The organism is Streptomyces sp. NPDC024017 (assembly GCF_040638895.1).
GTDB lineage: Bacteria > Actinomycetota > Actinomycetes > Streptomycetales > Streptomycetaceae > Streptomyces.
In genome coordinates this window covers 101,416-115,822 of record NZ_JBEZYZ010000006.1, presented here as the reverse complement: position 1 = coordinate 115,822, position 14,407 = coordinate 101,416, and the positions used below count along the sequence as shown (strand labels likewise).

Annotated in this window: 15 protein-coding genes; 9 read left to right on the top strand and 6 right to left on the bottom strand. The window is 72.4% G+C overall.

The features are described from left to right. Positions 1 to 43: 43 nt before the first annotated feature. Genes AB0G20_RS17615 through AB0G20_RS17605 form a run of 3 tightly spaced genes read left to right on the top strand, consistent with a single transcriptional unit; the run spans position 44 to position 2,035 of the window. A complete protein-coding gene (locus tag AB0G20_RS17615) occupies positions 44 to 517 on the top strand; it encodes a DUF2771 domain-containing protein (protein WP_361302766.1) in 474 nt (157 codons plus the stop codon). Between the two features lie 23 nt (positions 518 to 540). Next, entirely contained in the window at positions 541 to 1,197 is a 657-nt protein-coding gene (locus AB0G20_RS17610; RefSeq protein ID WP_361302763.1) for a futalosine hydrolase, read from the top strand. Then, a complete protein-coding gene (locus tag AB0G20_RS17605; RefSeq protein WP_361302760.1) occupies positions 1,187 to 2,035 on the top strand; it encodes a 1,4-dihydroxy-6-naphthoate synthase in 849 nt (282 codons plus the stop codon). Before AB0G20_RS17610 ends, AB0G20_RS17605 begins: the two co-directional genes overlap by 11 nt. A gap of 4 nt (positions 2,036 to 2,039) precedes the next feature. Here the strand turns inward: AB0G20_RS17605 and AB0G20_RS17600 are convergent, their stop codons facing one another. Further along, positions 2,040 to 2,423 (bottom strand): cold-shock protein, encoded by a 384-nt coding sequence (locus AB0G20_RS17600; protein WP_030849358.1) that lies wholly within the window; start codon positions 2,421 to 2,423, stop codon positions 2,040 to 2,042. 164 nt (positions 2,424 to 2,587) lie between these two features. Here AB0G20_RS17600 and AB0G20_RS17595 point away from each other — a divergent pair, with 164 nt between their 5' ends. Next, the gene (locus AB0G20_RS17595) at positions 2,588 to 2,836 is read left to right on the top strand and encodes a hypothetical protein (RefSeq protein ID WP_031110609.1); all 249 of its coding nucleotides are present in this window, start codon (positions 2,588 to 2,590) and stop codon (positions 2,834 to 2,836) included. Here AB0G20_RS17595 and AB0G20_RS17590 read toward each other — a convergent pair. Together AB0G20_RS17590 and AB0G20_RS17585 are read right to left on the bottom strand one after the other, a co-directional pair. Further along, entirely contained in the window at positions 2,815 to 3,438 is a 624-nt protein-coding gene (locus AB0G20_RS17590) for a haloacid dehalogenase-like hydrolase (RefSeq protein ID WP_361302756.1), read from the bottom strand. The genes AB0G20_RS17595 and AB0G20_RS17590 overlap by 22 nt on opposite strands. A 43-nt stretch (positions 3,439 to 3,481) precedes the next feature. After that, positions 3,482 to 4,471: a hypothetical protein gene (locus AB0G20_RS17585; protein ID WP_361302753.1), complete on the bottom strand. Its 990-nt coding sequence runs from the start codon at positions 4,469 to 4,471 to the stop codon at positions 3,482 to 3,484. 152 nt (positions 4,472 to 4,623) lie between these two features. Here AB0G20_RS17585 and AB0G20_RS17580 point away from each other — a divergent pair, with 152 nt between their 5' ends. The 3 genes from AB0G20_RS17580 (at position 4,624) to AB0G20_RS17570 (ending at position 7,765) form a co-directional block, all read left to right on the top strand. Further along, complete coding sequence (locus tag AB0G20_RS17580; RefSeq protein ID WP_361302750.1) at positions 4,624 to 7,164, top strand: helicase C-terminal domain-containing protein; 2,541 nt, start codon at positions 4,624 to 4,626, stop codon at positions 7,162 to 7,164. Between the two features lie 179 nt (positions 7,165 to 7,343). Further along, complete coding sequence (locus tag AB0G20_RS17575; RefSeq protein ID WP_257784341.1) at positions 7,344 to 7,475, top strand: hypothetical protein; 132 nt, start codon at positions 7,344 to 7,346, stop codon at positions 7,473 to 7,475. Between the two features lie 101 nt (positions 7,476 to 7,576). Next, the gene (locus AB0G20_RS17570; protein ID WP_361302747.1) at positions 7,577 to 7,765 is read left to right on the top strand and encodes a hypothetical protein; all 189 of its coding nucleotides are present in this window, start codon (positions 7,577 to 7,579) and stop codon (positions 7,763 to 7,765) included. Here the strand turns inward: AB0G20_RS17570 and istB are convergent. Continuing rightward, the gene (istB, locus tag AB0G20_RS17565) at positions 7,743 to 9,116 is read right to left on the bottom strand and encodes an IS21-like element helper ATPase IstB (RefSeq protein WP_361302744.1); all 1,374 of its coding nucleotides are present in this window, start codon (positions 9,114 to 9,116) and stop codon (positions 7,743 to 7,745) included. The genes AB0G20_RS17570 and istB overlap by 23 nt on opposite strands. Positions 9,117 to 9,297: 181 nt before the next feature. Between istB and AB0G20_RS17560 the strand changes: the two genes are divergently transcribed. Beyond that, positions 9,298 to 10,941, top strand: coding sequence for a DNA repair helicase XPB (locus AB0G20_RS17560; RefSeq protein WP_361302741.1), 1,644 nt, complete (start codon positions 9,298 to 9,300; stop codon positions 10,939 to 10,941). Between the two features lie 26 nt (positions 10,942 to 10,967). On the opposite strand, the gene AB0G20_RS17555 is transcribed toward AB0G20_RS17560, so the two are convergent. Further along, positions 10,968 to 11,159, bottom strand: a complete 192-nt coding sequence (locus AB0G20_RS17555; RefSeq protein WP_361302738.1) for a hypothetical protein — start codon at positions 11,157 to 11,159, stop codon at positions 10,968 to 10,970. 287 nt (positions 11,160 to 11,446) lie between these two features. Here AB0G20_RS17555 and AB0G20_RS17550 point away from each other — a divergent pair, with 287 nt between their 5' ends. Next, positions 11,447 to 13,501 (top strand): UvrD-helicase domain-containing protein, encoded by a 2,055-nt coding sequence (locus AB0G20_RS17550; RefSeq protein WP_361302735.1) that lies wholly within the window; start codon positions 11,447 to 11,449, stop codon positions 13,499 to 13,501. A gap of 82 nt (positions 13,502 to 13,583) precedes the next feature. Here AB0G20_RS17550 and AB0G20_RS17545 read toward each other — a convergent pair whose 3' ends face one another. Next, entirely contained in the window at positions 13,584 to 14,324 is a 741-nt protein-coding gene (locus AB0G20_RS17545) for an SDR family oxidoreductase (protein WP_361302732.1), read from the bottom strand. Between the last annotated feature and the right edge of the window lie 83 nt (positions 14,325 to 14,407).

Sequence of the window (14,407 nt, the reverse complement as noted above, 5' to 3'; positions counted from 1 at the left end):
CCCGCGTGGGCGGTGCGACCGGCGGGCCCGATAGCCTTCGCCCATGAACACGTTGCAATCCGCTGTGCGACGCCGCCGCGCCGTCGCTGTCGCCGGTGTCGTATCCGCCGGACTGCTCGTCCTGTCGGCCTGTGACAAGCCGACGCCGATGGCCACGGTCACCGTGGGCAGCGACTCGGTGAACTCCGAGGCCACCTGCGGTGGCGAGGGCGACGCCCTGAAGCAGTCCGATCTCGCCGGGTGCCTGAAGGACAAGGGCATCAAGAGCATCTCCGTCGACCCCGACGAGACCGTGCGCTTCGGTGTCGACCCCGAGATCGCCGACAAGGGCTGGACGATCCTGATGAACGGTCAGCCGCTGACCGACGCCAGCACGAAGACCTACCGCACGATCCCGGGCAGCGTGTTCTTCAACGCCCAGTACGGCGCGCAGGGCAACTCGACGCTGGTCTCCATCAAGGAGGGCGAGAAGGACGCGTCCGGGCTCTGGAACTTCAAGCTCAAGAAGGACGCCTGATCGCTGCCGCTGGGCTTGACCGGGTGCTCGTCGCCACCGCGGTTTCCGCGGAACAGGACGCGGTCGCCCGGTCCTGCCCCGGGGCCGGCGGCATCGAGGTGATCGCCGCAGGTGTCGGGCCCGCTCTCGCCGCTGCCTCCGTCGCCTCCGCCCTCACCGCCGCCTCCCTCCGGGGCGAGCCCTACGGTCTCGTCGTCTCCGCCGGGATCGGGGGCGGGTTCCAGCCCGGGGCGCCTGTGGGATCGCTCGTCGTCGCCGACGGGATCGTCGCGGCCGATCTGGGGGCCGAGACCGAGGACGGGTTCGTGCCGGTCACCGAGCTCGGGTTCGGGACCGTCAGGCATCAGCCGCCCGCGGATCTCGTCCGGCGGGCCGCCGACGTCACCGGGGCCCGCACCGGGGCCGTGCTCACCGTGTCGACCGTGACCGGGACGGCCGCCAGGGCCGCCGCGCTGCGGGAACGGCACCCCACCGCCCTCGCCGAGGCCATGGAGGGCTTCGGCGTCGCCGAGGCCGCCGCCGCGCAGGGGGTGCCCGTGCTGGAGATCCGGGCGATCTCCAATCCCGTCGGGCCGCGTGACCGCGCCGCGTGGCGGATCGGCGACGCTCTGGCAGCCTTGAGCGAGGGGTTCGGGAAGCTCGCGCCCGTACTGGAGAGTTGGAACCGGCATGACAGTTGACCAGCTGCAGATCGCGTACTCGCCCTGCCCGAACGACACGTTCGTCTTCGACGCCCTGGCCCATGACCGGGTCCCCGGCGCCCCCGCCCTCGACGTGACCTTCGCCGACATCGACATCACCAACGGCATGGCCGAGCGCGGCGAGTTCGACGTGCTGAAGGTGTCGTACGCCGTGCTGCCCTACGTCCTCGACGACTACGCCCTGCTGCCCTGCGGGGGCGCGCTGGGGCGGGGCTGCGGGCCGCTGGTGCTGACACGGGAGGCGGACGTCGACCTCACCGGGCGCACCGTCGCGGTGCCCAGTGAGAGGTCGACCGCCTACCTGCTGTTCCGGCTGTGGGCCGCGGACACCCTGGCCGACGGGGTCGGCGAGATCGTCGTCATGCCGTTCCACGAGATCATGCCGGCCGTACGGGACGGCAAGGTCGACGCGGGACTCGTGATCCACGAGGCGCGCTTCACCTACGGCGAGTACGGGCTGCACAAGCTCGCCGACATGGGCGAGCACTGGGAGAACACCACGGGGCTGCCGATCCCGCTGGGCGCGATCATCGCCAAGCGGTCGCTGGGCGAGCAGAAGCTGCGGCTGCTCGCCGACTCCATCCGGACGTCCGTGCGCGCCGCCTGGGACGATCCCGAGGCGTCCCGGCCGTACGTCATGGAGCACGCCCAGGAGATGGACCCGGCCGTCGCCGACCAGCACATCGGGCTGTACGTCAACGAGTTCACCGCCGGTCTCGGCGAGGACGGCTACGCGGCCGTACGCGGGCTGCTGACCCGCGCGGCGGCCGAGGGGCTCGTTCCGCCCCTCGGCCCGGACGCGCTGCGTTTTCCCTGAGGTCTCAGACGTCCAGCTGGTCGGCGACCGCGCGCAGCAGGCCGGCGATCTTCTTGCCGGCGGTCTTCTCGGGGTAGCGGCCGCGCTCCAGCATCGGCGTGATGTTCTCCAGGAGAGTCGTCAGATCCTGGACGATGGAGGCCAGCTCGTCCGGCTTCTTGCGGGTCGCGGCGGCGACGGACGGGGTGGGGTCCAGGATCGTCAGGGACAGCGCCTGGTCTCCGCGCTGTCCGGCGACGACGCCGAACTCCACGCGCTGACCCGGCTTGAGCATCTCGACTCCGGCGGGGAGGACCGAGGAATGGACGAAGACGTCACCGCCGTCGTCGCGGGAGAGAAAGCCGAAGCCCTTCTCGCTGTTGAACCACTTGACCTTGCCGGTAGGCACGTCTGTCCTCGTCCTCGTACTCGTCGGAAAACTGCTTCTGGAAACGGCTCTTGATAGCACTCGGGCGGGTCGTACGGACCCGCCGGTACCAAGGCTAATGCTCTTGCAGCCGGTGACAAGACGTCACCCGGTTGTTCCTTCGCGCTGGGAACTACCCTGGTCGGGTGCGTGACAAAACCCAAACGAATTCCGCCGCTCCCGGTGACCGCCTGGTCCGTGCCGGAGCCGTCGTCTTCTTCATCGGCGCCCTGGCCACACTGGTCACGGTCGCCCCGTTGTTCCTCGGGACGACGCCCTTTCCGACGTACATGTTCGGATTGAGCATGCTCATGGCAGTCGGATTCCTGATGGCCGGTGCGGGAGTGCTGCGTTCCGTGGCAGCGGGCCGCCGTCAGGCTCGCGCGGGACGGTAGTCCGAAAGCCACCGCGGGAATTCGGTCAGATCGGTGAGGACGACGTCCGCGCCCGCCGCGCGCAGTTCCTCCTCGGGGCAGGGGCCGGTGGCCACCGCGACCGAGAGCGCCCCGGCGGTCCGGGCGCCGCGGACGTCCCCGACGTGGTCGCCGACGTAGACGCCGGCGTCGTGCTCGCGCAGGGCCTCCGCCTTCTGCTCGGCCCACAGGTCGCCGATGACGGCGTCGGGCTCGATGCCGAGGTGGGCGAGGTGCAGTTTGGCGTTGGGCTCGTACTTGGCGGTGACGACTATCGCGCGTCCACCGGCCTCCCGTACGGCCGCGATGGCCTCCCGGGCGCCGGTCATCGCCGGGGTCGCGGCGATGGCGATCGACGGGTACATCTCCCGGTACAGGTCCGCCATGACCGGGACCTCCTCGGCCGGGAACCAGTTGATCAGTTCCTCGGCCAGCGGCGGCCCGAGCCGCGTGACCGCCAGGTCGGCGTCGATGTACGTCCCCGTCCGCTCGGACAGCGCCCGGTAGCAGGCGCGGATGCCGGGACGGGAATCGATGAGGGTCATGTCGAGGTCGAAGCCGACGGTGAGTGCCATATGGGCCATTGTGCCCAGGCGGTGCGAGGGGCAGACCTCCGCCTGTGACCGGCTAGCGCGAGCGCTGTGAGCGCCACACCAGGAACAGTGCCGACGCCACCGCCGCGCCCCTGACCACCCAGGGCCAGGTCTCCGCCACCGCGGCGTTCATGTGGCCCTCGGCGATCGGGGCGCCCCAGCGGCCGTTCATCCGGCCCCACAGCCAGACCAGGCCCCCCGCCACGGAGAGGCTCGGCAGGATCACGACCGCCCACTTCGTCTCGGCCTGGGTGAGGCGCCGGGAGGCGTAGGCGATGAGCCAGCCGAGCAGGAGGACGAACCAGTTGCCGAGGACGGCACCGGCGACGAGCAGGCCGGCGGCGATCAGGAGGAGCGGGTTGCTCCAGTTTCCGGCGGCCAGGCGCGGGAGACGGCGGCGGCGCCCCTCCTCGGCCGGCTCGGCCGCCTCGACGACCGGGGCGGGTTCCCCGGCCGCCGGCTTCTCCAGCTCCGCCGTGCGCTGCGCCGGCGGCTTCAGCAGGTCGGGCAGCTCCACGCCGCCCACGAAGCCCGGCACTTCGTCACCCACGCCGAACGGGCTGCTGTCCACCCGCCACCAGTCCGGCTGGACCGCGCTGTCGCCGAGCTCGTGCCCGGCGGCCAGATGCGGCGGGGCCGGGCCGTCGGAGGGCGCGGGGTGCGCCTCCTCGGCATGTCGCGCCGGGCGGGGGCGCGGTACGACGCGCCGCATGACGCCCTTCGCCCGCTCCTCCGGCTCCGCCTCGCGCTGTACGGGGACGGAGGCGGGGGCGGCGCCGCGCGGCTCGACGCCCGTGCCGCCCGCTGCCGCGGTCACGACGTCGTCGGGGCTGCCCAGGCGCGACAGGATGCGGCGCACGGCGGCGGGCGAGTCGACAGTGGCCTTCGCGCGGCGCTTGTCGATCTCGTTGCGCAGATCCGCGACCAGACGCATCCGGGTGGCCGACGACAACTGCCGCTGCTGGGCCACGTCGCCGACGCGGCTCAGATACTCGTAAACGACCTGGTCGCTCTCAATCCCCACGAAGTCCCCTCCGGGGCGGGTGCGTTGCGTGACGCCGTCGGACGACGGTACCGCGAGTGCCCGCGGAGCGGCCAAAAGCCCGTCCCGCGTTCGGGGACGGGGCCGCGCACAGTCGGCCCGGCTGCCGCGGGCAACCCGCTACCGTGGACCGGATGAGCACCGAGGACAGGCCCCCGGCCCCCCGCTCCCTCGCGGAAGCGCTCCGCGCGCGGGGCGACGCTTCGCTGGGCGCGCTCCTGCGCAGCCGCCCGGATCTCATCACGCCCGTCCCCACCGACCTCACCCAGCTCGCGACCCGGGCCGGCACCCGTGCCTCGGTCGTGCGGGCCCTGGAACGGCTGGACCGGTTCGCGCTGCAGACGGCGGAGGCGCTGGCCGTGGCGGCGGACCCGGCGACCTACGGCGAACTGCTCGGGCTCATGGCCGGGGACGACCCCGACCCGGCCGTCGTCGCGGCCCTGCCGCACGCCCTGGACGGCTTGCGCGAGCAGGCGCTGGTGTGGGGCGGCGACGACCGGCTGCGGCTGGTCCGCACGGCGCGTGAGCTGCTGGCTCCCTCGCCGCAGCACCCCTCGCCGACGGGGCTCGGCCCGACGGTCCAGGAGGCCACCGCCGGGATGTCCCCGGGCCGGATCCAGGAGATCGTCACGGCCGCCGGACTGGCCTCGACGCACGACTCGGTCTCCGCGGTGACCGCCCTGGCCGGGCTGTTCACGGACCGGGCCCGGATGGCCGCGCTGCTCGCCGACGCCCCGGCCGACTCCCTCGACGTACTGGAACGCCTGGTGTGGGGGCCGCCCTACGGGCAGGTCACCGCCGATCCGGCGCCCCGGCTGCGCTGGCTGCTGGACCGCGGACTGCTGCTGCCGACGGCGCCCGGGACGGTCGTCCTGCCGCGCGAGGTAGCCCTGCATCTGCGGCGCGGCCTGGCACACCGGGCGCCCGAGCCCGTACCGCCGGTGGTCGAGACGGCGGCCGTACATCGTCCACAGGTTGTGGACAGCACCGCGGCCGGTCAGGCGTACACCGCGCTCGCGACCGTCGAGGAGCTGCTGAAGGACTGGGACGAGGGCGGGCCCGCGGTGCTGCGGGCCGGTGGGCTGAGCGTGCGGGACCTGAAGCGGACCGCCGTCGCGCTCGACGTGCCCGAGCCGGTCGCCGCGTTCTGGGTGGAGCTGGCGTACGCGGCGGGCCTGATCGCCTCGGACGGCGAGGCCGACGAGCGGTACGCGGCGACCCCGGCGTACGACGAGTGGCTGGAGCTGCCCGCCGCCGAGCGCTGGTCGCGGCTGGTCACGGCGTGGCTCGCGGCGACCCGGACGGCCGGTCTTGTGGGCGGGCGGGACGCGAAGGACCGTACGTTGTCGGCGCTCGGACCCGGCCTGGACCGCTCGGCGGCGCCCGAGGTACGGCACCGGGTGCTGGCGCTGCTGGCCGGGCTGGCCGAGGGCGCCGCTCCGGCCGCCGGGTCGGTGCTGGCCCGGCTGCGCTGGGAGCGCCCCCTGCGCGGCGACCGGCGCGAGGACGACCTGCGGAGCCGGCTCGCCGAGTGGGCCCTGTCCGAGGCCGAACTGCTGGGCGTCACGGGCCGGGGCGCGCTGTCGGCCCAGGGCCGGGCGCTGCTGGGCGCGCCTGCGGCCCCCGCGAAGAGCCCGGAAGCGGAGCCCTCCGGGCCGGGGGACAAGCTGCCCGTCCATCACCACCACCGCTCCGCCCCGCTCGTCCCCCTCTCCCCCGCCGAACAGGCCGTCGCCTCCGCCGCCGCGGCCCGGCTGCTCGCGCCGCTCCTGCCCGAGCCGCTGGACCACGTGCTGCTCCAGGCCGACCTGACGGCGGTGGCGCCGGGCCCCCTGCGGCGGCCTCTCGCGGACATGCTGGGTGTGCTGGCGGACGTCGAGTCCAAGGGCGGGGCCACCGTCTACCGCTTCACGCCCGGCTCGGTGCGGCGGGCGCTGGACGCCGGGCAGGCCGCCTCCGACCTGCACGCCTTCCTCGCCGCGCACTCCCGCACCCCGGTGCCGCAGCCGCTCGCGTACCTGATCGACGACGTGGCCCGACGGCACGGGCATCTGCGGGTCGGCGCGGCCTCGGCGTACGTGCGCTGCGACGACGACGCGGTGCTCAGCGAGATCCTCGCCGACAAGCGGGCCGCCGGGCTCGGGCTGCGCCGGCTCGCCCCGACCGTGCTGGCCGCCCAGGCCGATCCGGCGGGGCTCCTGGAAGGCCTGCGGGCGATGGGGTTCGCGCCGGCCGCCGAGTCCGCCGAGGGCGATGTCCTGATCACCCGCGCCCTGGCCCACCGCACCCCGCCCCGCACGGCGCCCGAGCCGGTCCCGGACGGCCCGCCGGTCCCCGACGACACCCTCCTCGCGGCCGCGCTGCGCGCCATCCGGGCCGGCGATCTCGCCTCCACCACCCCGCGCAAGCCCGGCGCGGCTCCGGCGGTCAACGGTGAGCTGCCCCGCACCGGCGCCGCCGAGACCCTCGCCACCATGCAGGCCGCCGTCCTCACCGGCGAGGCCCTGTGGATCGGCTACGTCAACGCCGAGGGCGCCGCCAGCCAGCGGGTCATCGCCCCGATCCGCGTCGAGGGCGGCTTCGTCACGGCGTACGACCACACCGCGGACGAGGTCCGTACGTATCCGCTGCACCGGATCACCGGGGTCGCGGAGCTCGCCGACGACGCGGGCTGACGTCCGCGCTGACGAAGACTCGCGGGCCGTCACCCGTTCGGGTGCAGGCGGGCGTTCATGCACGCCACGCCGGGGAGTTCCCACCCTTGGGCGACCTTCCCGGGTGTGCCGCATCACGCCGTGTGCGCGGGGGCAGCCACCGGGTGTCCTGTGAGCTTCGCCGAAAGGAAGTCCCCCGCATGCGCGTTGTCCGTCGAGTCGCCGCCGTCCTGGCCACCGCCGCCCTGATGACGTTCGGAGGGCTCGCCACCCCGGCCTCCGCGGTGAGCATCGATGTCGCCGGTCTCGTCCTCGAGACCCCGCAGATCTGATCCGGTCCCGCGCACCCGTCGGGCCGGCCCGGGCGTCCCCGGGGCCGGCTCGCGACGCGGTGTCCCTCGTCTCTCAGCCCGTGAAAGGCCTTGCCGTCCCCATGCGTGAGAACCTGCCCGCCGTCGCCCTCTGTGCCGTCGCGCTCATGGGGGTGCTCGCGCCCTCCGCCGGCGCGGCCCCCGCGCCGCCGCTGCCCCTGCCGGTCGCCGGTGTGGAGCCGCTGGTCACCGAGGGGGTCACCATCGAGGGCCCGCTGGTCCAGAACGTCAGTCTGCCCACGCTGAAGTAGCGCGGCGCGTCCGGTAGCTGTCCCCGTCCAGCCGCACGATCTCGGCGTGGTGGGCGAGGCGGTCCGTCATCGCCGGGGCGGACGGGCCGAAGACCTCGTCCCAGCGGCCGAGCGGGCGGTCGCTGGTCACGATCAGCGAGGCCCGCTCGTAGCGGTGCGCGACGAGCTGGAAGAACAGGCCCGCGGTCGCCGCGTCGAAGGGCGTGTAGCCGACCTCGTCGACGATCAGGAGGGAGTGATCGTCGAGAGCGGTCAGCTCCGCGTCGAGCCGGCCGGCGGCCCGGGCGCCCGCGAGCCGGGCGGCCCACTCGGCGGCGGTCGCGAACAGCACCCGGTGCCCGGCCTGGCAGGCGCGTACGCCCAGGGCGACGGCCAGGTGGGTCTTGCCGGTGCCGGGCGGGCCGACGAAGACCACGTTGCGCCGGGCGGTGACGAAGTCCGCCTTGCCGAGCCTGGCCACGGTCTCCCGGTCGAAGCCCCGGGGATGCTGCTGGTCGAAGTCCTCCAGCAGCTTGCGGGCCGGGAAGCCGGCGGCACGGATCCGGGCCTCGGCGTCGACGTCCGGGTGGGGCTGCGGCGGGACGGCCGCCGCGGCCACCGGGCTCTCGCCGCCCGGCTCGGGCCGCCGCGGGTCAGCCGGTGCGGCCGGCAGGGCCTCGGGATCCGGCTTCGCCCGCTGCCGGTCCGCGTGGTCGTGCTCCCGTGGGCGCACGACCGGCGGGTGCTCGGACGGTGTGTGTCCGGCCGGTGTGTGTCCGGCCGGTGTGTGCCCGGCCGGCGAGCGGTCGGCCGGCGAGCGGTCGGCCGGCGAGCGGTCGGCGTGTCCGCGGTCCGCGTGCGCGACCATCGGCCCCGACATGTAGGCGAGGATCGCCGCCGAGGCGATGAACGCCATGTGGATCACCGTCCCCCACAGCAGGGCGTGCTGGGAGGTGTGGTGGACGTCCACGAACATCTGGAGCAGGTGCACGGAGGAGATGCCCACGATCGCCGTGGCCAGCTTGACCTTCAGCACGTTGGAGTTGACGTGCGAGAGCCATTCGGGCTGGTCCCGGTGGCCCTGCAGGCCGATGCGCGAGACGAACGTCTCGTAGCCACCGACGATCACCATGATCAGCAGGTTGGCGATCATGACGACGTCGACCAGCTTGAGCACCGCGAGCATCACGTACGTCTCGGTGGCGTGCCCGCTCACGCACATCAGGATTAAGGTCCAGAGCTCCTTGAAGAACTTGTAGACGTAGACGCCCTGGGCGGCCACCAGCCCGAAGTACAGCGGGGCCTGGAGCCAGCGGGTGGCGAACAGGGCGTATCCGAGCGTGGTGGTCGTCGGGTTCTGCACCTTCGCCATTCTTCGGGGCCGCGATGGAAAAACTGAATTCACACCACACGTTGGGATGAATAGGCATTCAGTACGACCGGACGCGCAGATCACACCACCTGACGCGGTCGATCAGGCACACTTGACGTTTGGCCGGGGCGTCGCGCTGTCGAACCGTCCGAGCCGTCCGGCCGTAGAAAGGGTGCCGCGCGTGAATGGTCCGCTGATCGTCCAGTCCGACAAGACCCTGCTCCTGGAAGTCGACCACGAGCAGGCCGACGACTGCCGTCGGGCCATCGCCCCGTTCGCGGAACTGGAGCGGGCACCGGAGCACATCCACACCTACCGCGTGACCCCGCTGGGCCTGTGGAACGCCCGCGCGGCGGGCCATGACGCCGAGCAGGTCGTGGACGCGCTCGTGCAGTACAGCCGCTACCCGGTGCCGCACGCGCTGCTCGTCGACATCGCCGAGACGATGGACCGCTACGGCCGTCTCACCCTGTCCAAGCACCCGGCGCACGGGCTGGTCCTGACCACCACCGACCGCCCCGTGCTGGAGGAGATCCTGCGGTCGAAGCGGGTCACGCCCCTGGTCGGCGCCCGCATCGACCCGGACACGGTCGTCGTGCACCCCTCCGAGCGCGGGCAGATCAAGCAGACGCTGCTGAAGCTGGGCTGGCCGGCCGAGGACCTCGCCGGGTACGTCGACGGCGAGGCGCACGAGATCGAGCTGGCCGAGGACGGCTGGGCGCTCCGGCCGTACCAGAAGCAGGCCGTCGAGAACTTCTGGCACGGCGGGTCGGGCGTCGTCGTCCTGCCCTGCGGCGCCGGAAAGACGCTGGTCGGCGCCGGGTCGATGGCGCAGGCCAAGTCCACGACCCTGATCCTGGTCACGAACACGGTCTCCGCCCGGCAGTGGAAGCACGAGCTGGTGAAGCGGACGTCGCTCACCGAGGACGAGATCGGCGAGTACAGCGGGACCAAGAAGGAGATCCGCCCCGTCACGATCGCCACGTACCAGGTGCTGACGACCCGGCGGAAGGGCGTCTATCCGCACCTGGAGCTGTTCGACTCGCGGGACTGGGGGCTGATCGTCTATGACGAGGTGCACCTGCTGCCCGCGCCGGTCTTCAAGTTCACGGCGGATCTGCAGGCCCGGCGGCGGCTCGGTCTGACCGCCACCCTGGTGCGCGAGGACGGCCGCGAGTCGGACGTGTTCTCCCTGATCGGTCCCAAGCGGTTCGACGCGCCGTGGAAGGAGATCGAGGCGCAGGGATACATCGCGCCCGCCGACTGCGTGGAGGTCCGGGTCAATCTGACGGACTCCGAGCGGCTCGCGTACGCCACGGCCGAGACGGAGGAGAAGTACCGCTTCTGTGCGACGACCGCGACCAAGCGGAAGGTCACGGAAGCCATCGTCCGCCGCTTCGCCGGGCAGCAGATCCTGGTCATCGGCCAGTACATCGACCAGCTCGACGAACTGGGCGAGCACCTCGGGGCGCCCGTGATCAAGGGCGAGACGTCGAACGCGCAGCGGGAGAAGCTCTTCGACGCCTTCCGGGAGGGCGAGATCAGCGTGCTCGTCGTGTCCAAGGTCGCGAACTTCTCGATCGACCTGCCGGAGGCGACGGTCGCCATCCAGGTCTCGGGCACGTTCGGATCCCGGCAGGAGGAGGCCCAGCGGCTCGGCCGGGTGCTGCGTCCCAAGTCCGACGGCCACCAGGCGCACTTCTACTCGGTGGTCGCCCGGGACACCATCGACCAGGACTTCGCCGCCCACCGCCAGCGCTTCCTGGCGGAGCAGGGGTACGCGTACCGGATCATGGACGCGGACGAGCTGCTCGCGGAGAGCTGAGGAGGGCGCCCCCTCTCACTTGGGGCTCACTTGTGGCGGCGGACCACGCCGACTTCCTCTCCGTACTCGCCGAGGACGACCACGTCGAAGGCTGCGCGCGCGAAGACCTTGACGGCGCGCAGGGCATCGCCGAGGCGGTGGCGGTGGCTGCCTGCCACGGCGGTGGCGCCGGGCGGGCGGCCCGGTGCCGGGGCGGGGGAGATGGTTGCTGCGCTCATGTCTCCATAGTGCGTTTTCGGCCGTAAAGCCCGCGTCGGTCTCCGGACCGAACTGTGCGGTGGTCCGTGTACGCCCGTGGGGCGACCCGGCCCCCTCAGGGAGGAGGGCCCTGTCCCCTAGGGGATGAGGGAAGAGAACGGGCGGAGAAAACCGTTCGCGGCCGGCACCCCCGCTCCTCTAAGATCTCCGCTCTTGCCCGCCTCCCTCACGGAGTGCCGCCGACCGGACGGAAACCGGCCGGCATCTCACCGCCATCCCGCCAGCAGGTCCCCCCGGAGGCACTCCCTTGTCCACGCCCGTCGACGACCCGCTCTCGCGTGAGCGCTCCCACCTCTCCGCGTCCCGTTCCGCCCTGCGTGCCATGCGCGAGGGCGTCGAGGCCCTCGACATCAGCGACGTCACCGCGAACTGGGTCAACGCCGAGGTGCTGGCCCACCAGATCGAGGAACGCATCAAGGCTCTGGCCGACCTCAGCGACACCCCGCTGTTCTTCGGCCGGCTCGACTACCTGCACGCCCCAGGCGCCGAGGAGGCGGAGGGCGCGGAAGGGGAGCGCTTCTACATCGGGCGGCGGCATGTGCACGACCACGACGGCGACCCCATGGTCATCGACTGGCGCGCGCCGGTCTCGCAGCCGTTCTACCGGGCCTCCAAGAAGGACCCGATGGACGTCGCGCTGCGCCGCCGCTTCGGCTACACCCGAGGCGACATCACGGCGTACGAGGACGAGCACCTCTCCGACCCTGCAGAGGCGGCCGTCACCAGCAAGCTGCTCCAGCAGGAGATCGAGCGGCCGCGTGTCGGCCCGATGCGGGACATCGTCGCGACGATCCAGCCGGAGCAGGACGAGATCGTCCGGTCCGGCCTGTCCGGCACGGTGTGCGTGCAAGGGGGCCCGGGCACCGGGAAGACCGCCGTCGGCCTGCACCGGGTCGCCTACCTCCTCTACGCCCACCGCGAGCGGCTCGCCCGCACCGGCACACTGGTCATCGGGCCGAACCGGTCCTTCCTGCACTACATCGAGCAGGTCCTGCCCGCGCTGGGCGAGTTGACCGTCCAGCAGGCGACCGTCGACGACCTCGTCGCCCACGTCGAGATCAAGGGCACGGACGACGCGACGGCGGCCGTCGTCAAGGGCGACGCCCGGCTGGCGCAGGTGCTGCGCCGGGCCCTCTACGCGCACGTCACGATGCCCACCGAGCCGGTCGTGGTCGTGCGCGGCTCCCGCCGCTGGCGGGTACCGGCGTACGAACTGGAGGAACTCGTCCGCGAGTTGCTCGACCGCGACATCCGCTACGGCGCCGCCCGCGAGGCCCTGCCGCAGCGCATCGCGCATGCCGTGCTGGTGCAGATGGAACGGTCGGGTGAGGCGCCGGACGACCGGGTGCAGGACGCGGTGGCCCGCAACAGCGCGGTCAAGGCGGCGGTCAAGGCGGTGTGGCCCGCGGTCGACCCGGCGAAGCTGGTGCTGCGGCTGCTGTCGGATCCGGAGTTCCTCGCCGTCCACGCCGACGGGATCCTCGACGAGGACGAGCAGAAGGCGATCCTCTGGGTGAAGCCGGCGCGCAGTGTGACGTCGGCCAGGTGGTCGGCCGCGGACGCCGTCCTGATCGACGAGGCCACCGACCTGATCCAGCGCACGCACTCCCTGGGGCATGTCGTCCTCGACGAGGCGCAGGACCTCTCCCCCATGCAGTACCGGGCGGTCGGCCGCCGCTGCACCACCGGCAGCGCGACCGTCCTCGGCGACCTGGCGCAGGGCACGACGCCCTGGGCGACCCGGAGCTGGCAGGAGGCACTGACCCACCTCGGCAAGCAGGACGCCCTGGTGGAGGAGCTGACGGCCGGTTTCCGTGTCCCGACGGACGTCATCACCTACGCGTCCCGGCTGCTTCCGCACATCGCCCCGGGCCTCACCCCGGTGGGGTCGATCCGCGAGAACCCGGGCCACTTCGAGGTACGGCCGGTCTCCGGCCCGAAGGACGTGGTCGAGGCCTGTCGCGAACTGCTGCGCCACGAGGGCTCGACGGGCCTGATCGTGGCAGACGCGCGTGTGCCCGAGCTGGCTGGGGCGCTGACGGAAGCCGGCATCCCGTATCTCGGCCCCGGCGAGGAAACCACCCAGGACACCCGCCTGACCCTGGTCCCGGCGTCCCTCGCGAAAGGCCTGGAGTACGACTACGTGGTCCTGGACGAACCCCGGGCGGTGGTCGACGGCGAACCGGACGAACGGACAGGCCTCCGACGTCTGTATGTGGCGCTGACGCGAGCCGTGTCGGGCCTGATCGTCACGCACGCGGCCGGGCTGCCGCCGCAGTTGGCGTCGACCACCCTTCGCTGAAGCGTCGGGCCCGTACAGCGGGCATCACTGGCGGTGATGCCCGCGGGCGTCGCCCCTCAGCGCCAAGCAGTCGCTCCTGCGCTCAGGTCGCGACCAAGCCGCCGTCGGCGGTGAGCACCGCGCCGGTGATGTAGCTGGCCTTGTCGGAGGCCAGGAACACCACGGCTTCGGCGATCTCCTCAGGCTCGCCGGCGCGGGCGAGCGGTGTGGTCTGGCTGAACGCCTCGAACATCTCGCCCACCGTGTCGACGGCCATGTCGGTCCGGATCGGGCCGGGCGCCACGGAGTTGACGCGAACGCCCGCCGCGCCGAACTCGACGGCCCACGACCGGGTCAGCGCGTCCATCGCGGCCTTGGAGGCGTTGTAGACGGAGCCGACCGGGGTGCCGATCTGCGCGGCGACCGACGACACGTTGACGATCGCACCCTTCTTCTTGGTCACCATGGCCGGCGCGAGCGCGGCCGTCAGGAAGTAGGACGCACGAACGTTGATGTCGAACACCTGCTCGTAGCTGTCGAGCGACTGCTCAGGGGTCGGCGAGAACGGGAAGATGCCCGCGTTGTTCACCAGCACGTCCACCTCGCCGACCTCCTCGGCGAGCTTGCGGACGTCGTCGATGTTCGCGACGTCCGCGACGACGAAGTGGCCCGTCCCGCCCGCCTGCTCGATCAGCTCGACGGTCTCCTTGCCGAGCTCGGCCCTGCGCCCCGTCACGTAGACGGTGGCTCCCGCCTCCGCGAGCTTGACCGCGATCGCGCGGCCGATACCCGACGTGGCGCCGGTGACGAGTGCCTTCTTGTCCTGCAGTTCGTTGGTTGTCATGTCTGCAAACGTGGCGGCGCCAGATCGTCGGAGCATAATTTCCGGATATACGGCCTGGTCAGGTAGCGCAGGCATCGAAATGA